The sequence below is a fragment of the Streptomyces phaeochromogenes genome (assembly GCF_001418655.1).
In the GTDB taxonomy this organism is placed as follows: domain Bacteria; phylum Actinomycetota; class Actinomycetes; order Streptomycetales; family Streptomycetaceae; genus Streptomyces; species Streptomyces phaeochromogenes.
The window spans coordinates 1-21,717 of the sequence record NZ_LIQZ01000137.1 but is presented as its reverse complement, the minus strand read 5'-3'; the positions used below and the strand labels follow the sequence as shown (position 1 = coordinate 21,717).

At 70.8% G+C, this 21,717-nt stretch carries 24 protein-coding genes; 11 read left to right on the top strand and 13 right to left on the bottom strand.

Annotated elements, in window-relative coordinates; all coding sequences use genetic code 11:
• Positions 1 to 19: 19 nt before the first annotated feature.
• The 4 genes from AOK17_RS19175 to AOK17_RS19160 are packed head-to-tail and all read left to right on the top strand — an operon-like array spanning position 20 to position 3,084.
• On the top strand, positions 20 to 274 hold the full coding sequence (locus AOK17_RS19175) for an acyl carrier protein (protein ID WP_055613725.1): 255 nt from the start codon (positions 20 to 22) through the stop codon (positions 272 to 274).
• 18 nt (positions 275 to 292) lie between these two features.
• Complete coding sequence (locus tag AOK17_RS19170; RefSeq protein ID WP_055613724.1) at positions 293 to 1,084, top strand: SDR family NAD(P)-dependent oxidoreductase; 792 nt, start codon at positions 293 to 295, stop codon at positions 1,082 to 1,084.
• Positions 1,085 to 1,141: 57 nt separating this feature from the next.
• Positions 1,142 to 2,137 (top strand): aromatase/cyclase, encoded by a 996-nt coding sequence (locus AOK17_RS19165; protein ID WP_055613723.1) that lies wholly within the window; start codon positions 1,142 to 1,144, stop codon positions 2,135 to 2,137.
• Entirely contained in the window at positions 2,134 to 3,084 is a 951-nt protein-coding gene (locus tag AOK17_RS19160; RefSeq protein WP_245697236.1) for an MBL fold metallo-hydrolase, read from the top strand. Before AOK17_RS19165 ends, AOK17_RS19160 begins: the two co-directional genes overlap by 4 nt.
• Positions 3,085 to 3,272: 188 nt before the next feature.
• Here AOK17_RS19160 and AOK17_RS19155 read toward each other — a convergent pair whose 3' ends face one another.
• Positions 3,273 to 4,406 (bottom strand): acyl-CoA dehydrogenase family protein, encoded by a 1,134-nt coding sequence (locus AOK17_RS19155; protein WP_055613721.1) that lies wholly within the window; start codon positions 4,404 to 4,406, stop codon positions 3,273 to 3,275.
• Between the two features lie 166 nt (positions 4,407 to 4,572).
• A complete protein-coding gene (locus tag AOK17_RS19150; RefSeq protein WP_245697235.1) occupies positions 4,573 to 5,157 on the bottom strand; it encodes a TetR/AcrR family transcriptional regulator in 585 nt (194 codons plus the stop codon).
• A 135-nt stretch (positions 5,158 to 5,292) separates the two neighbouring features.
• On the opposite strand from AOK17_RS19150, the gene AOK17_RS19145 reads away from it, so the two are divergent.
• Together AOK17_RS19145 and AOK17_RS19140 are read left to right on the top strand one after the other, a co-directional pair.
• Positions 5,293 to 5,760 carry a nitroreductase/quinone reductase family protein gene (locus AOK17_RS19145; RefSeq protein WP_245697234.1) on the top strand — a complete coding sequence of 156 codons (468 nt, stop codon included), beginning with the start codon at positions 5,293 to 5,295 and terminating at the stop codon, positions 5,758 to 5,760.
• 3 nt (positions 5,761 to 5,763) lie between these two features.
• Positions 5,764 to 6,828 carry an aldo/keto reductase gene (locus AOK17_RS19140; protein ID WP_055613719.1) on the top strand — a complete coding sequence of 355 codons (1,065 nt, stop codon included), beginning with the start codon at positions 5,764 to 5,766 and terminating at the stop codon, positions 6,826 to 6,828.
• Between the two features lie 113 nt (positions 6,829 to 6,941).
• Here the strand turns inward: AOK17_RS19140 and AOK17_RS19135 are convergent, their stop codons facing one another.
• From AOK17_RS19135 to AOK17_RS19115, 5 genes are all read right to left on the bottom strand, one after another.
• On the bottom strand, positions 6,942 to 7,400 hold the full coding sequence (locus AOK17_RS19135) for a PPOX class F420-dependent oxidoreductase (RefSeq protein WP_055613718.1): 459 nt from the start codon (positions 7,398 to 7,400) through the stop codon (positions 6,942 to 6,944).
• A complete protein-coding gene (locus tag AOK17_RS19130) occupies positions 7,400 to 7,945 on the bottom strand; it encodes a lipocalin-like domain-containing protein (RefSeq protein WP_079053128.1) in 546 nt (181 codons plus the stop codon). Before AOK17_RS19130 ends, AOK17_RS19135 begins: the two co-directional genes overlap by 1 nt.
• Positions 7,942 to 9,021 carry a DUF6081 family protein gene (locus AOK17_RS19125; protein WP_055613717.1) on the bottom strand — a complete coding sequence of 360 codons (1,080 nt, stop codon included), beginning with the start codon at positions 9,019 to 9,021 and terminating at the stop codon, positions 7,942 to 7,944. Before AOK17_RS19125 ends, AOK17_RS19130 begins: the two co-directional genes overlap by 4 nt.
• Positions 9,022 to 9,110: 89 nt before the next feature.
• Positions 9,111 to 9,794, bottom strand: coding sequence for an HAD family hydrolase (locus AOK17_RS19120; protein ID WP_055613716.1), 684 nt, complete (start codon positions 9,792 to 9,794; stop codon positions 9,111 to 9,113).
• Entirely contained in the window at positions 9,791 to 10,711 is a 921-nt protein-coding gene (locus AOK17_RS19115) for a pseudouridine-5'-phosphate glycosidase (protein ID WP_055613715.1), read from the bottom strand. Before AOK17_RS19115 ends, AOK17_RS19120 begins: the two co-directional genes overlap by 4 nt.
• A gap of 190 nt (positions 10,712 to 10,901) precedes the next feature.
• On the opposite strand from AOK17_RS19115, the gene AOK17_RS19110 reads away from it, so the two are divergent.
• Entirely contained in the window at positions 10,902 to 11,960 is a 1,059-nt protein-coding gene (locus tag AOK17_RS19110; protein ID WP_245697231.1) for a DUF6081 family protein, read from the top strand.
• 147 nt (positions 11,961 to 12,107) lie between these two features.
• Here AOK17_RS19110 and AOK17_RS19105 read toward each other — a convergent pair whose 3' ends face one another.
• The 3 genes from AOK17_RS19105 to AOK17_RS19095 all read right to left on the bottom strand — a co-directional run bounded on the left by AOK17_RS19105 (position 12,108) and on the right by AOK17_RS19095 (position 15,673).
• A complete protein-coding gene (locus AOK17_RS19105; protein WP_055613713.1) occupies positions 12,108 to 12,923 on the bottom strand; it encodes an AfsR/SARP family transcriptional regulator in 816 nt (271 codons plus the stop codon).
• A 349-nt stretch (positions 12,924 to 13,272) separates the two neighbouring features.
• Entirely contained in the window at positions 13,273 to 13,830 is a 558-nt protein-coding gene (locus AOK17_RS19100; protein ID WP_055613712.1) for a hypothetical protein, read from the bottom strand.
• A gap of 301 nt (positions 13,831 to 14,131) precedes the next feature.
• On the bottom strand, positions 14,132 to 15,673 hold the full coding sequence (locus AOK17_RS19095) for an MFS transporter (protein ID WP_055613711.1): 1,542 nt from the start codon (positions 15,671 to 15,673) through the stop codon (positions 14,132 to 14,134).
• A gap of 91 nt (positions 15,674 to 15,764) precedes the next feature.
• Here AOK17_RS19095 and AOK17_RS19090 point away from each other — a divergent pair, with 91 nt between their 5' ends.
• Together AOK17_RS19090 and AOK17_RS19085 are read left to right on the top strand one after the other, a co-directional pair.
• Entirely contained in the window at positions 15,765 to 16,265 is a 501-nt protein-coding gene (locus AOK17_RS19090; protein WP_055613710.1) for a MarR family winged helix-turn-helix transcriptional regulator, read from the top strand.
• 150 nt (positions 16,266 to 16,415) lie between these two features.
• The gene (locus tag AOK17_RS19085; protein ID WP_055613709.1) at positions 16,416 to 17,672 is read left to right on the top strand and encodes a sensor histidine kinase; all 1,257 of its coding nucleotides are present in this window, start codon (positions 16,416 to 16,418) and stop codon (positions 17,670 to 17,672) included.
• Positions 17,673 to 17,694: 22 nt separating this feature from the next.
• On the opposite strand, the gene AOK17_RS19080 is transcribed toward AOK17_RS19085, so the two are convergent.
• On the bottom strand, positions 17,695 to 18,300 hold the full coding sequence (locus tag AOK17_RS19080; protein ID WP_055613708.1) for a response regulator transcription factor: 606 nt from the start codon (positions 18,298 to 18,300) through the stop codon (positions 17,695 to 17,697).
• Between the two features lie 507 nt (positions 18,301 to 18,807).
• On the opposite strand from AOK17_RS19080, the gene AOK17_RS19075 reads away from it, so the two are divergent.
• Both AOK17_RS19075 and AOK17_RS19070 read left to right on the top strand, forming a co-directional pair.
• Complete coding sequence (locus AOK17_RS19075; protein WP_055613707.1) at positions 18,808 to 19,806, top strand: beta-ketoacyl-ACP synthase 3; 999 nt, start codon at positions 18,808 to 18,810, stop codon at positions 19,804 to 19,806.
• A complete protein-coding gene (locus AOK17_RS19070; RefSeq protein ID WP_055613706.1) occupies positions 19,803 to 20,345 on the top strand; it encodes a flavin reductase family protein in 543 nt (180 codons plus the stop codon). Before AOK17_RS19075 ends, AOK17_RS19070 begins: the two co-directional genes overlap by 4 nt.
• Before the next feature lie 18 nt (positions 20,346 to 20,363).
• Here AOK17_RS19070 and AOK17_RS19065 read toward each other — a convergent pair whose 3' ends face one another.
• Positions 20,364 to 21,020 (bottom strand): response regulator, encoded by a 657-nt coding sequence (locus tag AOK17_RS19065; protein WP_055613705.1) that lies wholly within the window; start codon positions 21,018 to 21,020, stop codon positions 20,364 to 20,366.
• The coding region (locus AOK17_RS19060; RefSeq protein WP_245697229.1) for a sensor histidine kinase at positions 21,017 to 21,717 on the bottom strand (701 nt) is incomplete at its 5' end. The genes AOK17_RS19065 and AOK17_RS19060, both read right to left, overlap by 4 nt.

Here is a 21,717-nt window from a genome sequence, read left to right as displayed (position 1 = left end):
TACGCAAGGAGTTCGCATCATGACCATCACCCTCGACGACCTGGTCCTCGTGCTCACCGAGTGCGCAGGCGCCGACGACGACGTCACGCTCACCGGCCAGAACCTGGACGTGCCCTTCACCGACCTCGGCTACGACTCGCTGGCGCTGCTGGAGACGGCGGCCCTGATGAAGCAGCGGTTCGCGGTCGACCTCACCGACGAGGAGGTCACCGGGATCGAGACCCCCCGGGAGTTCCTCGACCGGGTCAACCACGCCGCGGCCCAGGCCGCCTGAGAGAACGGGCCCGACACCATGGAGCAGGTACAGGCCCCCCGGGGCACTGCCGTCGTCACCGGAGCGACCCGGGGCATCGGACGGTCCGTCGCGGCCTCCCTGGGCGCGCTCGGACACCCCGTCTACCTCTGCGCCCGGGACGAGGAAGCCCTCACCCAGACCGTCAAGGAGCTCCAGGAGAGCGGTGTGACGGCCGACGGAACCGTGTGCGACGTGACCTCGGCCGAGAGCGTGCAGCGGTTCGTCCAGTCCGCCGTCGACCGGTTCGGTCCCGTTGAGGTCCTGGTGAACAACGCCGGGCGCAGCGGTGGCGGCGTCACCGCAGAGATCCCCGACGAGCTCTGGTTCGACGTCATCAACACCAACCTCAACAGCGTCTTCCTGGTCACCAAGCAGGTGCTGACCACCGGCCGGATGCGTGAGCTGAAGCGCGCCAGGATCGTCAGCATCGCCTCCACGGGCGGCAAGCAGGGCGTCGTGTTCGGGGCGCCCTACTCGGCCTCCAAGCACGGCGTGGTCGGGTTCACCAAGGCCCTCGGTCTCGAACTGGCCAAGAGCGGAATCACCGTCAACGCGGTCTGCCCCGGCTATGTGGAGACGCCCATGGCGGGCAACGTGCGCCAGCACTACGCCCGTATCTGGAACACCACCGAGGACGAGGTCCTGGAGCGGTTCAACGCCAAGATCCCCCTCGGCCGCTACACCGACCCCGACGAGGTCGCCGCCATGGTGGCGTATCTCGTCTCGGACGCGGCGGCGGCCGTCACCGCGCAGGCGATCAACGTCTGCGGAGGCCTCGGCAACTACTGAGCCGCCTCGCACATCACTGAGATCTCGCACATCACTGAGGTTGAGGAGAACCACCGCGTGGACACGGAGACGCACGAGAGGACCGCGGACAGCCCCACCCGCAGCGCCGAGCACGTGACCGAGCTGGCCGCGTCGGCCCGCCGCGCCTACGCGCTCATCGAGGACGTCGGCCGCTGGCCGCTGCTCTTCGCGCCCTGCATCTGGTCCCAGGAACTGGAACGCACCGGCGGCATCCAGCGCATCCGGCTCTGGGCGGTCGTCGGCAACGGGGTGCGCAGCTGGACCTCGCGGCGGGTGCTCGACCCGGCGGGCAACCGGATCGACTTCGCCCAGGAGACCCCGGCCGCGCCGATCACGGAGATGTCGGGTCACTGGCGGTTCCAGGACGCCTCGCCCGGCAGCCCCGGGCGGCTGGAACTCGGACACCGGTGGACCACCGACGGCGAGCCGGGCGCGGCCGACCGCATCGCCGCCGCGCTGGACTCCAACAGCACCGTCGAGATCGGGGCGCTCCGGGCCTGGGCGGAACGCCCCGAGGAGCCGGACGAGTTGATCCTGAGCTTCAGCGACGAGGAGGTCATAGCCGCGCCGGCCGCGGAGGTCTACGACTTCCTGTACCGCGCCGATCTGTGGCCCGAGCGGCTGCCGCACGTGGCCCGGCTCGACCTGGAGACCAACCCGGCGGAGGCCGCCACCGCGGGCGCCGAGGTGCAGACGATGGACATGGAGACCTCCGCCGCCGACGGCAGTACGCACACCACCCAGTCGGTGCGGCTGTGCTTCGAGGGCGAGCGGATCGTCTACAAGCAGACCACCCCGCCGCGCGGACTCTTGGCGCACTCCGGAGAGTGGCTCTTCAGCAGCGGTCCTGAGGGCACCCTGGTCACCGCCCGGCACACGGTGGCCCTCGATCCCGCCGCCGTGGAGAGCGTCTTCGGACCGGGCACCACCATCGCCCAGGCCCTCCTCAGGGCCCGGGACATCATCGGCGCCAACAGCCGGGGCACCCTTCGGACGGCCCGGAGCCACCTTGAGCAGGGGGCTGCCGAGTGACTGGGCGCACTGTGACCGGGGCCCGGGCCGCCACCCCGGGAAGGCTGGAAGAGCTGGCGGACGGTGTGTTCGCGTACATCCAGCCCGACGGCGGCTGGTGCGTCAGCAACGCGGGCATCCTGCTGGAACCGGGGCGGGGCGGCGGACCCGTGCTGGTGGACACGGCCGCCACCCAGGAACGGGCGCGGGCCATGCGGGCCGCCCTCGGCGGGCTCACGCCCGAGTCCCCGAGGCTGATCGTCAACACCCATTTCCACGGCGACCACACCTTCGGCAACGCCGTACTGGCGGGCCCGGGCACCGTCGTCGTCGCGCACGAACGCACCCGTACGGAGATGGCGGCAGCCGGACTCGGTCTGACCACGCTGTGGCCCGACGTCGAGTGGGGCGGCATCGAGTTGATGCTGCCCGACCTGACGTATCGCCAGGGCCTCACCCTCCACCAGGGGGAGCGCCGGATCGAGCTGATCCATCCGGGCCCCGCGCACACCACCAACGACACGCTGGTGTGGCTGCCCGAGGAGCGCGTGCTGTTCGCCGGCGACGTCGTGCTTCCCGGCTGTACGCCGTTCGTGCTGATGGGGTCCGTCGCGGGGTCCCTCGCGGCCCTGGAACTCCTCCGGAAGCTGGACCCGTTGACCGTTGTCGGCGGCCACGGACCCGTCAGCGGCCCCGAGGCGCTGACCCGGACCGAGGAGTACTTCCACTGGCTGACGGAGCTCGCCGCCAAGGGCAGGGCGGCGGGGCTCACCCCTCTCCAACTCGCCCGCGAGACGGGGCCCGGTCCCTACGGCGACCTGCGCGATCCCGAGCGGTTGGCGGCCAACCTGCACCGGGCCTACTCGGAACTCGCAGGGGAAGAGCTCGGCCATGCCCTCGACGTCGTGTCGGTCTTCGGCGAGATGGTCGAGTACAACGGCGGTGTACTTCCCCTCTCCCACGCCTGAGAGCCGCCTTCTCTCCCACGTCCGAGGGCCGCCTTCGAAGCACAGCCCGGCGCGGCGGTGGTGACCCGGCGAAGCCGGAGCTCATCACCGCCGCGCCGGCGCGTCCTACATCCCGCCCGACCTGTCGTGCGAGAGCCGGCCGGCCCCGTCTCCCGGGGTCGGCCGGCTCTGCCCGCGCTGCCTGGCAGCTACCCCGCCGCTGCCGGGGCGCTGGTCTCCGTGGTCCACAGCCGGCCCTCGGCGTAGGCGAGTGCCGCCGATTCGAACTGGAGGGCCACGTGGGTGGCCGAGGTGTTGACGTCCCGCCAGTAGCGCTGCAGCGGGGCGCTCTCGCCGTAGCCCGTGGTGCCGCCGTTCGCCGCGAGGCGGTTGACCGCGGAGGCCAGCATCCGTACCGACAGGGCGGTGTCGCGCAGATTGCGCCGGGTCTGCTCGGGTGTCACCTCCGCGCCCAGGTCGGCGACCTGCGCGCACCGTTCGAGCAGCAGCCGTGCGGCGTCCGTCTCCCCGGCCGAGTGGGCCAGCACGCCGGCGAGTGCCTCGCGGCTGGGGCCCGGCGCCTGGGGCCGCAGGAGTACGGAGCGCGCCTTGACCACCGCGTACGCCGACCACTGGGCGAGCGCGCCCTCGGCGGCGCCAAGGAGCGGCCCGGCGAAGGAGAGACCGTTGGCCGCTTCCAGCGGCACGGTGTGACAGGCCGCCGTGGACGCCGTGGGGCGGCCCGTCAGCAGGTCGGCGCGGGCGAAGGCGCGCCGCTCGGGCACGAACACGTCGGAGGCGACCACGGTGTGGCTGCCGGTGGCCCGCATACCGACGCTCTCCCAGCTCTCCACGACCTCCACCTCGTCCCGGGGAACCGCGAAGACCCGGGGCCCGGCCCCGTCGGGCAGCGTGGCGCACAGCAGCAGCCAGTCCGCGTACGCCACGGCGCTGATGTAGGGCCAGCGCCCGGACACTGTCCAGCCGCCGGCCGCGGGGGCGGCCTTCCCGAAGGGGGAGAGGGAGCCGACGACGAGCGCGTCGGGCCCCTGCGCCCACACTTCCCGGTAGCCCTCGGCGGGCAGATACGCCGCCATCCGGCCCAGGTTGGCGGCCAGCGAGGCGCACCAGGCGGTGGCGGGGCAGGCGGCGCCGACCCGCGCCACCGCCTCGGTGAGCTCCGCGAAGGTGCCCTCGGCGCCGCCGCACTCCCGGGGTGCGAAGTGCCGGGCGAAGCCGGCCTCGACCAGCAGTTTGACCACGTCGGGGTCGAGCTTGCGGGCTTCCTCGGCCCCTCGCGCGGATTCGGCGGCCTGTTGGGCCAGTTCCTCAGTGTCCAGCATCCTTGCGCCTCCCATGGACCGCGTCGTGCGGGGAAGCAGCCGTGGGCATGGACGTCGCGCTCCAGGCGGCCATGCCGTCAGCGGCGTGCGTTCGCGCACCCGTCGTCCGCCACGGTCCCGGTCTCCGCTGGAAGGCGGCTGGAGGTCGGCTCGACAGGGGCCGCCGTCACCGCGCCGACTCCAGCGTGCCGTGCACGAGCTGGTCGAAGCCGGCCTTGATCCGCTCCGGTGAGAAGCCCCTGACCCGGCACTGGTGGTCGATCAGGCTGGGCGCGAAGGGGGCCAGCAGCGCGTCCGCCAGAAAGGCCGCGTCGGCGTCCGGGCGCAGCTCGGCGATCAGCCGGCCGGCGTGCGCGTGCTGAAAGTCGTAGGAGGCGCTGAGGTAACGCGCGGGCGGCGAACTGGACTCGGCGAGCAGCAGCAGTTCCCGCTGCCCGACGGAGAGGTCGACGAGCGCGTGCAGGAAGGCGCGCAGCCGGTCACCGGCGTCGGCCCGCGGCCCCAAGGGGGGTGGGCCCTCCACCACCCGGGCCCGGAACAGCTGATGCTGTTCCTCCAGGAGCGCGAAGACCAGTCCGGCGCGGTCGCCGAAGCGGCGGTAGACCGTGCCCACGCCCACGTCCGCCACCCGGGCGACCTCGTCGAGGGAGAGCCGCTCCGCCGCTCCGGCGGCCACCAGACGGGCCGCCGCGGCCAGGATCTTCTGTCGGTTGCGCACCGCGTCGGCGCGTTCGGAGGGGGCTGCGGCCATGGCGGTGAGCATAGTTCGCCCCTGCTCCAGTGGCGTACGAGGTCGTTGCTTGCGATACGGAAGTCTCTCCGCTTAGGCTCGGCGCGCGTATGGATATGGAGAAATCTCCGTTTGTCTCGCCGAGAGGAAGTCCCCGTGGCTGCTGACCAGTTCGACCCCGCGCCCACCACCCCCGCCGAAGGAGACCCGGGCAGCTACAACCTCCCGGTCATGCAGGAGTTCCGGCAGAACGGCGGCAAGGTCGGCGGTCCCTTCGAGGGCGGTTCGCTCATCCTGCTCACCACCAAGGGGGCGAAGTCCGGCGTGGTACGCACGGTGCCCACCCTCTTCTTCGCCCAGTCCGACGGCAGCCTGCTGATCTTCGGCAGCAACGGCGGCGCGGACACCCACCCCGCCTGGTTCCACAACATCAGGGTCAATCCCCGGGTGACCGTCGAGACCGGCGAGGAGACCTACTCGGCCGTCGCGACCGAGGTGCCGGCCGGGAGCGAGGAGCGCGACCGCCTCTTCGCCGAGGCCGCCGCCGAGGTGCAGGCCTTCGCCGCCTACCAGGCCCAGACCGAGCGGAAGATCCCCCTGGTCATACTGAGCCGGAAGGACTGAGCCGTGCGCTACACGCTTCTCGGCAGGACCGGGGTACGGATATCCCGGCTGGCACTGGGCACCATGACCTTCGGCGACGACTGGAAGCTCCCCGAGGCGACGCGCGCGCGGATCTTCGACCAGTACGCCGAGGCCGGCGGCAACTTCATCGACACCGCCGACGAGTACGGCGACGGATCGGCGGAGACGACGCTCGGCAAGCTGCTCGCCGGACGCCGCGACGAGTTCGTCCTCAGCACCAAGTACACGATGCAGAGGCGGCCGGGTGACCTGAACTCCGCGGGCAACCACCGCAAGAACCTGGTGCGTTCCCTGGAGGCGAGCCTGCGCCGGCTCGGCACGGACCACGTGGACATGCTGTGGGTGCACGCCCGCGACACCCTCACCCCGGTGCCCGAGGTGATGCGGGCGCTGGACGACCAGGTGCGCGCGGGCAAGGTCCTCTACGTCGGTGTGTCCGACTGGCCCGCGTGGGAGGTGGCCCAGGCCAACACCCTGGCCGAACTGCGCGACTGGTCGCCCTTCGCGGGACTGCAGATCAGGTACAACCTGCTGGAGCGCACCGTCGAGCGTGAACTCCTGCCGATGGCCCACGCCTTCGACCTTCCGGTGTTCGCCTGGGGCCCGCTGGCCGACGGGCGGCTCACCGGCAAGTACCTGCGGTCCGAGGAGGGGCGGCTGGACCACGTGGCCTGGGGGCAGGGCGGCACCGGCCCCGGCGACGACGTCGTGGAGGAGACCGTGCGGGTCGCCGAGGCCGCCGGAGTCAGCCCCGCCCAGGTGGCGCTGGCCTGGCTGCTGTCCCGGCCCGCAAACGTCGTGCCGATCCTCGGCGCCACCAAGCCCGAGCAGCTCGCCGACAACCTGGGGGCCGTCGAAGCCGTGCTGCAGGACGACTGGCTGGCGGGCCTGGAACGGGTCAGCCGCGTGGAGCCCGGCTTCCCGCACGACTTCCTGCGCTTCCCGGCCATGCGGGACGCCATCTACGGCGACCGCTGGCAGCAGGTCGACGACCTGCGGACGACCGCGCGACGGGTCCCGGCCGACGACCGGTACGGGGCCGCCTGAGCGCTCCACCGGAAGTACGGTGCCTCAACGAACAGTGCGGCGGAGCGGCCAACCGGCCCGCTCCGCCGCACTGTTGTGTCACCGTAAAGGCCCCGGGAGAGGCCCCGGTAGGGCTACGAGTCCTTCACGTTCACGGTCTCCGACAGATTCACCTTGGCGACGATCTGCTCCACCTTCACCCGGACCACGACGCCGTTGGGGATGGTGAACCGCTCGGAGAACTCCTCCTCGCGCCGCTTGCCGTGGTACCGGCCGCCGATCCGGGCGGTCCAGGCGCGCAGTTCGTCGATGTCCTCGCTGAGCGTCGCCCGCCCGCGCACCAGCACGAACGAGAACGGCGGGCGCTCGTCGTCCCACAGCATCGCGATCCTGCCGTCCCGTTGCAGGGAGCGGCCCTTCACGCTGTCCTTCTGGCACGTGTAGATGATGTCGTCGCCGTCCATGATGACTCCGACCGGGACGACATGGGGACTGCCGTCCTTGCGGACCACCGAGGCCTTCGCGGTCCTGGGCGGATCGGCCATGATGAACTCCCGCCACCAACCCTCGGGCGCGTCCACGTAGTTGGGCATCAGTGCGTCTCCTTCTCCTGCTGTTCCGCCGTCTCGTCGGACGCCGTGCTGTCGAAAGCTGTGCTGTTGAACGCCGTGCCGCCGGATCCCGTGCTGTCGAACGCCGTGCTGCCGGATGCCGTGCCGTCGGCCGCGATGCGGTCGGCCGCGATGCCGTCCGGCTTCGCGCGTCGCCAGGTGAGTACGCGTTCCGGCGCGCGGCCCCCCACCGGTGTCACGGCCGTGCCGCGCAGCGACAGCGTCTCGCCGTCGAGCGCGACGCGGCGTATCTGTTCGGTGCCCGCCATCCGCGGGTGGGCGCTGACCTGGACCCGGTGTGTCATCCGGTCCCCGGCCAGCCGCCACTGCCCCGAGTAGCCCATGTAGGTCTCCAGGGCCGGGGCGTCCCCGGTCTTCATCATGCTCACCGCGACATGCCCGTCCGCGGTGTAGATCAGCAGCCCGGCCGGCGCCTCGCCCAACGGCCCCGCCACCGTGCCCCCGTCCTCGCCCACCTCCGTGTACGAGGCCAGCCGCCACACTCCGACGACCTCCTCCGGCGTCACCGCGAGCGCCTGCTGGTCACGCGGTAGGAGCCGAGCCGCACGGCCGCGCCCTGCCCGAAGAGCCGCCCGGCGTCGGTGCTGTCCTCGTCGGCGAAGGTCTGCTCCTGCGGGGCACCGACCGAGGGCCGGTAGTACGTGGTGTGCTTGCGCGCGGAGAGTCGTACGAGGCCCTTGTCGGTGGGCCAGGACGCGTCCAGCAGGGTCAGCAGTCCCAGCCCGGCGTTGAGCTGCCTCGGCCTGACCAGCGTCTCCTCGCCGCCCTCGTCCAGGGTCGCGGTGGACCGGTCGAGCCGGTGTCCGATGCGGTCCACCCGGAAGTGCTCCTCGCCGTCGATGAGCCAGCGCACCACCCCGGCGGCGCGGTCGTAGGCGATGCCGAAGTCGTGGCTGTCGCCGGGCCGCCGCGCGACCAGCGGCACGGTGTGCGCGAACGAGGCGTAGTCGCCCAACTGGCCGCGCAGGAAGGTGGGGCGCCCGTACCAGGCGTAGATCCGCTTGTTGGTGACCACGAAGTCGAAGGAGACGGAGGTCTCCGGGTCGGTGGTCAGCATCATCGCGGAGGCCAGCCGCAAATCGTCCTCCGGATCCCGCACCGCGTCCCCGAAGGGGTGGTCCGCGGTGCCGTAGGTCCGCCCGGAGAGCCGCGTCTCGAAGAGGAGCTCGTAGCCCTCGTGGGCGTCGAAACCCGGGTGGCCGCTGGAGGCCGTGTGACTGGTGTACGCGATGAACTTGGCGTGGTCCCCGGAGCCCGGCATGCCGACCGGGTTCTCGGCGGGGATGGTCTGTGTGAACGCCGGCTCGCCGGTCGCGGGGTGGCTGCCCCGTGCCCGCACGGACAGCTCGCCCGGGCGGGTGGTGACGATGCCGTCGTCGGCCCGGTAGGGGCCGCCCGCCACGTGGAACCACCGGGCGCCCTCGCCCTCGGTGCGGAACCCCTCGGCGAAGTCGTCCCAGACCATCCGGTAGCCACGGCTGCCGGGTTTGGCGGTGGAGGTCCCCGGCGTCGTCATGACGGTGCCCAGTGCGGCGGCGGCGAGCAGCAGGCCGTGCCGGGAGACGAACGTTCTGCGCGGCATCGGAACCGCTCCTTTCCTAGGGGTGTTCGGGGGGTTCGGGGTGTCCAGCGGTGCGTCCGTGCGCGGAGTGCCGGGCGTGCGGGGCGCGTTCACAGGTGTCCGTCCAGTACGGCGGTGACCGCCGCGGGGAAGGAGTCCACGACCGTGTCCGCTCCCGCCCGCATCAGTTCGTCGGGGCCGGACACGCCGTACGAGACCCCGATGACCGTCATGCCGGCGGCCCGCCCCATCTCGGCGTCGGGCACCCCGTCTCCGATCACCACGCACTGCTCCGGAGCGAGCCCGAGCCCCTTGGCGACATGCAGGGCCATGTCGGGGTGCGGCTTGCCGCGCTCCACGCTGTCGTCGCCCGCGATGACCGTCAGCCGGGTGTCCAGACCGGTGAGTTCGGCGATGGCGCGCGCGGCCTTCTCGACCTTCGAGGTCGCCATGGCCAGCCGGAAACCGGCGGCGGACAGCCGGTCGAGCCCTTCGAGGACCCCGGGATACAGCAACCGCGGCCCGGCCGACCGCACATGGGCGCCGAACCGCCGCCCGTACTCCTCGGTCGCCTCGGCCACCCGCGGGTCCTCCACGGGAACGCCCAGCAGCCCGGCGAGAGAGGCCGGCAGCGGCCGGCCGACCGTGGAGAGGATCGCCCCTCGGGACACCGCCGTGCCCATCGCCGCCAGGACCTCGGCGGTGATGGTGGCGATGGCGGCGGGGGTGTCCGCGAGTGTGCCGTCGAGGTCGAGGATCACACCACGGTCCGCCGCGGCGGGGGCGCCGCTCACCGCTCGGCCTGTACGGCGCTCAGGGCGGCGGAGAACTCTCCCGCGACCCGGGCGGTGCTGAGCAGCAGGGAGCGCCCGGCCTTGGGCAGCATGCCGCCGGAGGCCCTGGCGAGCGCCTTCATCAGGTACGGGCTGACCGCGTTGCCCACGATGCCCTCCTGGTCGCACTGGGCGAGGGCCTCGGCGATGGCGGCCTCGACGATCGCCTCGTCCACCGCGTCCTGCTCGTCGATGGGACTGGTGAGCAGCACCGTGCCGGGTCCGTTGACCTGCCAGTGCGCCTCGGCGGCCCGCGCGGCGGTGTGCAGATCGTCCATGCGGGTCACCGGCACATCGGCTTCGCGCACCACGAAGGCCGCGAGTTTGTCGGTGCGGTACCCGTACACGGGGACACCCGCCGTCTCCAGGTACTCGGCGGTCAGCCGGTGGTCCAGGATGCTCTTCGCGCCGCCGGACACCACGGTCATCTTCGTTTTGCGGAACTGGAGCAGGTCGGGGGAGATGTCGAGCGTGTCCTCGCCCCTGCGGTGCACACCGCCGATGCCCGCCGTGGTGAAGACCTGGATGCCGGCCCGCTCGGCGATCACGATGGTGCCGGCCACCGTCGTCGCCCCGAGGCCGCCGCCGGCCAGCGCGCCGCCGATGTCCCGCGCGCTGATCTTCGGAATGCCCTTGGTGGAGGCGAAGCGTTCGATGAGGGAGTCGGTCAGACCGACGACGAGTTTCCCGCCGGCGATCCCGATGGTGGCGGGTACGGCCCCGGCGCCCCGTACCGCCTTCTCGATCAGTGAGGCGGTCTCGGAAGAGGGGTCGGTGGTGATGAGCGAGGACTCCAGCGCCACCACCGGACGCCGTTCCGCGAGCGCGGTGGCGATCTCGTCGCTGACCTCTAGCAGCTGGTCGGGCTGTCGTTCCATGTCCGGGGTGTCCTTCCTCAGGTGCGGGAACTGACTCGCCGGGCCACCCTCCCCGCCCCCGCTGGAGCCCCGGTCGAGGAGCTGTCGAAGCCCGTGCCGCAGCGGTCCTCAAGAGAAACTCCGGTGCCTTCCGGCACGGTCGCGGAACCGGAAACCGCTGAAACAGGGGGTAGTTGTGGCAAGGGGAACGATGAGACACAAGGTTGCGTACGCCGTGGTGGCCGCGGCGGCCGTGGTGGCGCTGCTGCCGGCGACCGCGCAGTCCGCGCCGACGGCGTCGCGGGCGGGGTCGGGCGGCGGGACCGTCCTGTTCCAGGACACGTACGGCTCCGGCTTCACCACCGGTGAGAACGGCAACTGGCTGCTCCAGGGCGATGCGGAGTGGCCGACCGGGGACGCCGTCGTCACCACGCCGGGCGGCGTGCTCAACGTGGTGCCCACCGGCGTCAACCCGAAGACGGGCGACCCGGCGTACGCCCGCAGCACCGGACCGGACGGCGGCGCGGACTCGGACGACCACATCAAGTGGATCGCCTTCCCCAACCGGTTCACCGCCGAGAACGTCCCGGGCTTCGAGGTGCCGGACACCGGCTCCATCAGCTGTGTGCACAAGGTGGCGGGCCGGACCTTCGGCACCGAGAACCCGTTCGGGAGCACCGTCAAGGACCCGGCGTCCGACATCCGGCTCGCCTCGATCGCGCTGATCACCGCCGACTTCGAGTCCCGGGCGATCGCCGACTTCTCGGTCACGAACGACACCATCTACGCCATCTACGAGCGCCTGCCGAGCGACACGGAGGACTACGCCTCGTACGGCTACGCGATCCCGCTGGCCAAGACGGCGCCGGGGGCGATGCACGAACTGGAGGTCCGGCTGGACCAGAGCGGCAGGCGCGTGACCTGGTTCGTGGACGGCCGGCAGAAGCTCCAGACCGACAAGATCGGCACGCGCGCCTTCGACCGCAAGTACATGACGCTCGACCACGGCGGCACGGAGGAGCGGGTCGAGCTCGACCAGATCACCTGCGGCATGGGGCTGGGCAGTCTGCTGGACGGGGCCAAGCCGGGCGCGGCCGACGGCGGGGCGCTGGTGCGGCTCAAGCACAAGGACGGCTTCTACTTCGATCCGCGGCGCGGTGAGCCGGTGGCACAGAAGTTCTTCGACCCCGAGAGCAAGGTCGAGAACCGGCTCTTCGGCCAGGGCTCCGAGATCAGGGCGGACTGGACGAAGGTGATCCGCCGGCCCTGACCGGGGGAGCGGATCACGGGACACGACCGAGCGGGGCCGTCCAGAACCGGGACGGCCCCGCTCGTCGTGCTTGCGACCCCTGCTCGTCGTGCTTGCGACCGGTTCTCACCGGCGCGCAGGGTTCAACACCGTGCTTCGGACCGCGCGTTACCGCAGTTCGAGGGCGAGATCGCGCTCCACATAGGTGCTTCGCGGTTTGTCCAGGCCTCCGCCCAGGACCTGCTGGTGCAGCCGCTGGATCCGGTCGGACGGTTCGACGCCCAGTTCCCCGACGAGCGCCGAGCGCAGTTGCTGATAGACGTCGAGGGCCCGCCAGGTGTGCCCCGAACGGCACAGGGCGATCATCAGCTGCGCGTGGAAGCTCTCGTGCATCGGATGCTGGGCGACCAGCATCCGCAGCTCGCCGAGGAGTTCGGCGTGCCTGCCGAGTCGCAGATCGGCCTCGATCCGCAGTTCGAGCGCCCGCGCCCTGGCCTCCTCGATGCCGAGGATCTCGGTGTCCAGGACATGCCCCGTCGGTACGTCGATGAGCGCCGAGCCGTGCCACAGCCCCAGGGCCCTGCCGAGCACATCGGCGGCCAGGCCGGCCTCGCCCCTCTCCAGTGCGGCGCTCCCCTCCGCCGTGAGTCGCTGGAACGTTCCGACATCGCTGCTGAGCACCGGTTCGGACAACAGGTATCCGCCGAACCGGGTGGACAGTACGTCCTTCGCGGTCGGTCGCCGGACGTCCGGCCTGGCTGCGCTGATCCTGCGGCGGAGTTGAAGGATGTAGGTCTGCAAGGTGGTCTGTGCGCTCCGGGGTATTCGGTCACCCCAGATCTCCTCCATGAGAACCGGTACGGGTACGATCCGTCCGGCTCGCAAGGCGAGGAGTGCCAGTATCTGCCGAGGCTTGCCCGCGCTCGGCACGATCGACGTGCCGTCCAGACGGATGTCGAGCGGTCCTAAAACTTCGATTTCCATATCCAGGCCCCCTGTCGGAAAATTCCAATTGGGAGCCTCGCAGAGGACTTCGGATCGACATAGTGAATCCGCCATGGCTGTGCCTATGAATTCCTCATACCCGGCAGGGGCGATCGGCACGGGGAGGAAAAGGTGGGGCGAGAACAAGCCAATATTGTGCGATCCCGAGTCGTGCGTTGCGCTCAGGTGATGTGAATTCTGGCACACTGTCGATGTGCCGGGCAACCTTTTGTAACGCGCATTTATCGACCTGTTGGCCGGAATGTAAAAGCCCCGGCCCGTGAGTCGGGTGCGGGGCTTTCCACGGCGCTCGGTGCGGTTCGGGGCCGGCGTGGGCGCCGCGTGCGGTTCAGGACCGGCGGCAGTCCACATGGCTGATCTGTTTCCACGGCTGACCCTCGAACCGGATGAAGGCGTCGTCGGTGAACCGGTCGCTGTTGACCACCCGGAACTCGTCCTTGCTGTCCGCGTGCCCGCCGGGCGTGATGTACGGGCCCTGGAAACGCAGCATGCCGCGCTTCCAGCCGGGGGAGGACGCGGTTCCGGTGTTGCCCCAGGTGTCCCAGTAGAAGGAGGTGTACCGGTTGTCGACCGTGTTCAGGCCGAAGACCCAGCGCCCCTCGAAGGCGGGGCTCTTGAGGTGCATCTCGTAGAACTTGCCCTCAAGGGTCTTCTTGGTGTCCCAGTTGAGGGTGACCGTGGTGGGCTCCTCAAGAGTGAGGTCGGTGTACGCGCAGGTGTAGTCGCCGAGCAGGAAGTCGAGTTCCGTCATGGAGACCGCCTTCGCCGGCCCTCTCGCGTCCTGCTGTGCCCCGGCGGGCGCCGAGCCGATCAGCGGGAGCACGAGCACGCCGACGAGTGTCCCGAGGCCGCCCCGGACGAGGCGCCGCGAAGGTATGGAGAGCATGGGCACGTTCCTTTCCTGAAGGTCCTGGAGGCTCTGAAGGCCCCAGGGTCTTGAAGGTCCCGTGCCGCACACTGTGGTCCGCGATGATCGAGGATCGGTCGAGGGCGCCCGGGGCGTCCGGACCCCCGCACTCGTCCGGGACCGCCACCCCCGTCCGGGCCCCCGTCCTTGTCCGGGACCGCCACCCTCGTCCCGGCCCCTGCCCTCGTCCGGGGCATCCGTGGTGTCCGGCGGCGGACATGCCGGTGCCCCGCCGCGACCGACCGCGGCGGGGCACTCCTGACGAGGGCGGGGGGCCCTCTCAGGGGGCGACGCGCGCCTTCGCCCCGGCCTCCGGGGGCAGGGCTGTGCCGACGGCGGTCGTCGCGTGGTGGTGGTCGGAATCGGCATCGGTGTCCGCGTCGGAGTCGACATCGCTCACGTCGACCCGGCCCGGCGGCAGTACGAGGGCGAGCAGTCCGGCCAGGGTGTAGAGGCCGACGACGGTCAGCAGGCCGACAACCGCCGAGTCGGTGGGCGTGTGCCGGTCCTCCAGCAGCGTGAAGTAGACGGTGCCCACGATCGCCACGCCGGTGGCCACGCCGATCTGGATGGCCGTGTTGATCAGCGAGGACGCGGCGCCCGAGGCGGACTTGGGCATCTGGGCCAGCACGATGGTGAGCAGCGTCCCGGCGACCATGGCGAGGCCGATACCCGAGACGATCATGCCGGGTGCCAGGTGCCACCACTCCAGCGAGCCGGACCAGTGGTCGACGGTCCAGGTGATGACCCCCATGCCCACGGCCATGACCGCGCAGCCCAGGAGCACCACCCGGCGGCCGAGCGGCATCAGCTGAGGGGCCACGGCCGAGCCGATGCCCACACCCACGGTGAACGTGACCAGTGCGACCGCGGTGCGGATGGGGGAGTACCCCTCGCCCGTCTGGAGGTGGACCGTGAGGACCAGTTGGTAGGCCATCCCGCAGAAGAACAGGATGGCGACGAGCAGGCCGCCGAGCGAGCTGCGGTGGTGCAGCAGGGCCGGATCGATGATCGGTGACTCGCCACGGGCGATCACCCGGTGCTCGTAGCGGACGAACAGCCAGAGGATCACCGGGCAGGCGATCATCAGGGCGAAGGTCCACCAGGGCCAGTCCAGTTCGCGGCCCTGTACGAGCGGGAAGAGCAGGCTGATCAGGCCGACGGTCGCGATCAGGGTGCCGCGGATGTCGAAGCTCTCCCGGGTCTCCACGCGCGACTCACGGGTGAGGATGGCGGCGGCGACCAGCGCGGCCAGTCCGACGGGAACGTTGACGTAGAAGACCGGCCGCCAGCCCAGGCCGAAGAGGTCGGCCTCCAGCAGGACGCCGCCCAGCAGCGGGCCGCCGATGCCGCCCACGGCCAGCGACATGCCGTACATGGACATCGCCTTCGGGCGCTCGGACTTCGGGAAGTCCACCTGGAGCATCGCCAGGACCTGGGGCACCATCAGCGCGGCGGCGCCGCCCTGGAGGATGCGGGAGGCGATGAGCATCTCCGGGTTGACCGCCGCGCCCGCCAGCGCCGAGGTGACGACGAAGGCGCCGAGGCCGATGAGGTAGATCCGCCGGCGCCCGAGCTGGTCGCCGAGACGGGCACCGGTGATCATGGCGGCGGCGAAGGCCAGCGTGTATCCCGCCACCGACCATTCCAGCTGGGCGGAGGAGGCGTCCAGGTCCTGCTGGACGGCGGGCAGGGCCACGTTGAGGACGGTGTTGTCCACCATGTCCATGAACACCGCGAACAGGGTGACGGCCAGCGTCGCCCAGCGCTTCGGGCTGTACTGCGCCGGGGGCGCCGTATCAGCTTGTTCTTCCACCGTCATGGGACGGCCCTTCCGGTAGGCTCGGGAGCAGTAAGGGAAGCAAGACAAATCTGTTTTGCTTTCAAAGCAAAGCTATTGCGGGGGCTGCGTCATGTCAAGCGATGGTCGGCAGGGGGCAGGGCTGAGCGTCGACAACGGGGTCCGGACGCTTCTGCTCCTCATGCCGCGCGTCGTCGCACGTACCAAACGCACGCCGGTGCCTCAGCAGTTGGAGGAGTACAACCTCGCTCCGCGCCACCTGTCCCTGCTGGCCTATCTGTTCTTCGACGGGCCGCTCGCCGTCAGCGAGCTGGCCACCCGGCTGGAGTTGGTCCCGGCCACCGTCAGCCTGCTCGTCGGGGAGCTGAACCGGTACGGCGTGGTGGACCGCAAGGAGGACGAGGCCGACCGGCGCCGCAAGATCGTCAGCATCGCCGAGCCGTACCGGGAAGCGGTGCGCAGCTGGCTGGAGAACGGCGTGAACGCCTGGCGGGTCGCACTCGAACCGCTGAGCCCGGCCGAACGGCAGACGTTCATCGACACCCTGCGTGTGTACGAGCGGGAGCTCATGGGCGCGCAGGAGCGACAGGCAGTCGCTGCCACCGCAGACTGATTCGACGTCCGCAGGCGCGCGCCGTGGCGTGCCTCTCGCGGGAACGGCCCGCCGAAGGGCGGGCCGGCCACTCCGTGATGTGACGGTTGTTCGCACGCCCTCGTGAACGACTGCGGGGGTCGGTCCATGTATGCGCAGGGGGAAAGCTACGTGGTCTACGCAGAGAATCGGATCCACGACTACGACCACCACTACGACCGGCACTACGACTACGACTCCGACGGCCGTGAATCGGGAATCGGAGTGGAGTTAGGTGCGACCGGGCTGCGGCTGGCCCTGTTCATCACCTGCGCGGTCCAGTTGGGCTACGCGCTGATGGCGATACTGAATCTGCTGAAGTGGCACCACGAATCCATGAGCCTCGTGGGCGCCGTGCTGATACTGATCGCATTCTTCGGGTTGCAGCTCTTTCACTGCAATCCCTATGCCGTTCATCTCAGGGCCAGGATCGGCCCCTGGACGCTCGTCCCGCAGGCCGCACTGGCCTATGCGCCGTTTCCCATGTTCGGCGTGCTGTGGGGCGGCTTCGGCGGATTCCTCTCGGGGGCCGTGCTGGTCGTGCTCCGGGGGTCGGTGCTGGCCTGGGTCCTCTTCGTCCTCAACGCCGCCGCCGTGTGCGGACTCGCCCTCGCCTCGTTCGCCCTCGCCCCGTCGGTCTATCTGACGCTCGCCACCGTGGTCATCGGGCTGATGGTCTACGGGCTGACCCGGCTGAGCGACATCGTCGTCGAGCAGTACAGGCTGCGTCACCGGACGGCCCTGGCCGCCGTCTCCGGGGAGCGCCTCCGCGTTGCCCGCGACCTGCACGACCTGCTCGGCTACAGCCTCTCCGCCATCACGCTGAAAAGTGAACTGACGCTGCGGAAGGTGGGAGTCGACGACGACCGCGCCCGGAAGGAACTGGTCGAGACGCTGAACATCGCACGGCAGGCGCTGGCCGACGTCCGGGCCGTCGCCCGCGGCTGCCGGAACCTGTCCGTCACGGCGGAGCTGCGCTCGGTGTCCGGAGTGCTGGACGCCGCGGACGTGGAGACCACGATCGAGGGCGAGCCCGGTGACCTCGACCCGGGAACCGGCTCGGTCCTGGCCATAGTGCTGCGGGAGGCCGTCACCAACCTGCTGCGGCACAGCGCGGCGAGGCACTGCCGCATCGAGTTCGGCGAGGCCGACGGGCAGCGGTGGCTGGCGATCTCCAACGACGGCGTCGAGGACGGGGTGTCACGCACCGAGGCCGGCCGCCGCGGCGGCGGCCTCGGCAATCTCGCCGACCGGCTGGGTACCGTCGGCGGCGAGTTGAACGTCACCACCGAGTGGGGCTGGTTCCATCTGCGCGCCGTGCTGCCGGCCCGGGCCGCCGTGCCTCCACCCCGTCCCGGGCGACAGCCCACGCATCACCATGCACACTGACATCCGGTGACATGCGGAGTGGTCAGATGACACCGTTGTCCCTGGCGATCCGGACCGCGTCGACGCGATTACGGGCACCGAGCTTGTGGACGATCGTCGTGAGGTAGTTGCGCACCGTACCGATGCTCAGGTGCAGTTCCTTCGCGATGACGCGCACATCCTCGCCCGCGGCGGCCAGGCGCAGTACATCCACCTCGCGTGGGGTCAGCTGCTGCGCCGGGCCGTCCCAGGCCATCAGGGCGAGTTGCGGATCGATGACCCGCTGACCCGCCGCCACCTTGCGTATCGCCTGGGCCAGTTCGCTCGGCAGTGCGTCCTTGAGCACGTAGCCGTCCACCTGGGCGGCGAGCGCACGGCGGAGCGCCGCCGGATTGCCGAGGCTCGTGATGATGAGGACCCGGCAGGAGGGGAGACAGGAACGGAGCTTCGCGGCGGCCGTGAGCCCGTCGGTGCCGGGCAGATCGATATCGATCACGGCGATGTCGGGCCGGTGTTCCAGCGCGGTGGGAAGAATGTCGTTGCCATTGCCCACCTCCGCCACGACGCTGAGGTCCTGTTCCAGTTCCATCAACGCCACCAGTGCCCCGCGGAGCATGGGTACATCCTCGGCGATGATCAGCCGTATCACGAGCTGTTCCCCCTAGTTTATTGTTCAGCTTTCACTCACTCGTCAGCGGCTCGATGTGGTGGTAAAGGGCGGCAATCGCTTTCTTCAAGCGCGATGCCGCTCTGCGGTCCGGCATACGGCGCGAAGGCAAGAGTGTCCTGTTCGGCGTGCACGCGATCCCCCCGAAGTCGAACGAGTGTCAACACCATCGATTCCAGACGCTCTACACCTGTCCGCGCGGTCCGGAAAGCGAATCGATCATCTGGTCATCAGCCATCCGGCCACCGTCATCGTAGTGTGAACTCTCTTGCGAATGGCGGATATTCCTCCTGAGTTCCAAATGGGTGGGTCGTGGTGAAAAGAGGCCACCGCACGGGCAGTTGCGCGGAAGTCGTCCGCCCGCCGCGGCCCACCGCCGCCGCCCGCGCCCTGAGCTGAGCTCAAGGGCTTCTCCACCGTCCCCGTCGACGCTGGGCGCGAAGAACGTATCCGTTCACGGATGCCGCAGCCGATACGGAGGAGAGGGCGATGACACGGACCGTCCTGACAGCCGGGACCCGCCACAGCGCGCTTCTCGGGATCGGCGGCTACCGGCCGCGCCGGGTGGTCGGCAACGCCGAGATCTGCCGGCTCATCGATTCCACCGAGGAGTGGATCGAGACCCGCAGCGGCATCGTCGAACGCCGTTTCGCGGACCACGACGAGACCCTGCTGATGATGGCCGCCACGGCCGCGGAGAAGGCCCTGGCACAGGCCGGAACCACGCCCGCCGAAGTCGATCTCGTGCTGGTGGCCAGCATGTCCAACCTGGTGCAGACCCCTCCGCTCGCCGTGCGCGTGGCACACGAGCTGGGCGCGGGCGCCGCCGCGGGCGTCGATCTGTCCGCCGCCTGCGCCGGCTTCTGCCATGCGCTGGCCATGGCCTCCGACGCGGTCCGCGCGGGCAGCGCCCGCCGGGTGCTGGTCGTCGGCGCCGAACGCATGACGGACATCGTCGAACCCACCGACCGCACCATCTCCTTCCTCTTCGCGGACGGCGCGGGCGCGGTCGTCGTCGGCGACTCCGACACGCCGGGGATCGGCCCGGTCGTCCGGCGCGCCTACGGCGCCCACAGTGAGGCGCTGAGGATGACCGCCCCCTGGGCCACGGCCGGCGGGCCCGCCCCCGAACGGCCATGGATGCGCATGGACGGCCGCCGGGTCTTCCGCTGGGCCATGGACGAGGTGGCCCCCGCCCTGGCCCGGACGGTCCGCGAGGCCGGGCTGACGCCGGCCGAACTCGGCGCCTTCGTTCCCCACCAGGCCAATCTCCGCATGATCGAGCTGATGACCGAGCGGCTCGGACTCACCGACGCCACCGCCGTCTCCCGCGACGTGGTGCGCTCCGGGAACACGTCGGCGGCGTCCATACCCCTCGCCCTGGAGGCGCTGCTCGCCTCCCAGGAGGCGTCCACCGGGGACACCGCGCTCCTCGTCGGCTTCGGAGCCGGCCTCAACTTCGCCTCCCAGGTGGTGGTTCTGCCGTGAACCGCACCGACCGGCGGGCCGTCGCCGACGTCGAGCCCCCTCAGGTCCGTGAGGGGTTCCGGGCCGCCATGGCCCAGCTCGCCGGCGGAGTCGTCGTCGTCACCACCGAGGACGCCGACGGCCGTCCGTACGGATTCACCGCCACCTCGTTCTGCTCCGTCTCCATGGATCCGGCACTGGTCCTGGTCTGTCTCGCCGAGACCTCCAGTTCCTACGAGGCCTTCATGGACTGCCGGGGTTTCGCGGTCAGTCTGCTGGGCCAGGAGCAGCGGGCCCTCGCCACCCGTTTCGCCACCACCGGCGCGGACAAGTTCCGTGCCGAGGACACCGTGACCACCCCCCGCCTCCTCCCGGCCGTCGAGGGCGCGCTCGCGGTCCTGGACTGTGACGTGTACGCCCGCCACCCCGCGGGCGACCACATCATCCTGGTGGGCGCCGTACGCCACGTCCTCCCCGGCCGCGGCGAACCGCTCGTCTACCACGACCGGGCCTTCCAGCAGCTGCGCCACCCGGAACACCCCCGCCTGCCGCGTCCCTGACCGGCCGGGGCGGTCTGCTCAGGCCGGCCGTACCAACCCCATGTCGTAGGCGAAGATCACCGCTTGAACCCGGTCCCGGGCCCCGATCTTCGCGAGGATGTGGCTGACGTGGGATTTGACCGTGGATTCGGCCAGGGAGAAGCGGGTGGCGATCTCGGCGTTGGACCAGCCCGTGGCGATGGCCGTCAGCACCTCGCGTTCGCGCGTTGTGAGGGCGGTGAGTTGACGGTCCTGGGCGGGGGTGGTGCCGGGGAGGTGGGCGGAGAAGGCGTCGATCAGTTTGCGGGTCAGGCCGGGGGCGATGACCGCGTCGCCGGAGGCCACTGCCCGGATGCCTGCTGTGAGTTCGTCGGGGAGGGCGTCCTTGAGGAGGAAGCCGCTGGCTCCGGCGCGCAGGGCCGCGTACGCGTATTCGTCCAGGTCGAAGGTGGTCAGGACCAGGACTCGTGAGCGGCCACCCGACTCCACGATGCGGCGGGTGGCCTCGATGCCGTCCATGCCCGGCATGCGGACGTCCATCAGGACGACGTCGGGGCGCAGTTCGGCGGTCAGGCGGACCGCTTCGGCGCCGTGGGTGGCCTCGCCGACCACGGTCAGGTCGGGGTGCTGTTCCAGGAGCATGCTGAAGCCGAGGCGTTGCAGGGCCTGGTCGTCGACGATGAGGACAGTCGTCATGCGGGACGCTTCTCCGTGGGTGCGGTGTGTGGCGGGGGCGGTGTGGTGGTGGTCCGGAAGTGGGCGTCCACCGTCCAGCCGCCTTGGGAGTTCGGGCCCGCGGTGACGCTTCCTCCGTACAGTGCCGCCCGTTCGCGCATGCCCACCAGGCCGCGGCCCTCGCCCTGCGGGGCGGGGGAGTGCGGGGTGCGGGCAGGGCCGGCGTCCTCGACCGTGGCGTGTACGGACGTGTCGTCCGTCGTGAGGGTGACGTGGACCGTCGTGTCGGGCGCCGCGTGCTTGAGGGTGTTCGTCAGGGACTCCTGAATCACGCGGTAGACGGCCAGTTGGAGGCCGGGGGCGAGACCGGTGAGGGCGCCCCGGGTGTGCAGGGTGACGGTGGGGCCGGCGCCGCGGACGCGTTCGAGGAGGGGGGCGAGGTCGACGAGGCCCGGCTGGGGGGCGAGCGGGCTGCCGTCCTCGGTGTCGCGTTCCTCGCCGATGACGGCCAGCAGGCGGCGCAGTTCGGCCAGGGCGCCCCGGCCGCTGTCGGCGATGATGCGCAGGGTCTCCGCGCCCCGCTTCGGTTTCGTCTCGGTGAGCCCGGCGGCGCCGCCCGCGAGGCCGACGATCACGGCGAGGGTGTGGCCGAGGATGTCGTGCATCTCCCGGGCGACGCGGGCGCGTTCGGCGGCGGCGGCGAGGCGGGCCCGCTGGT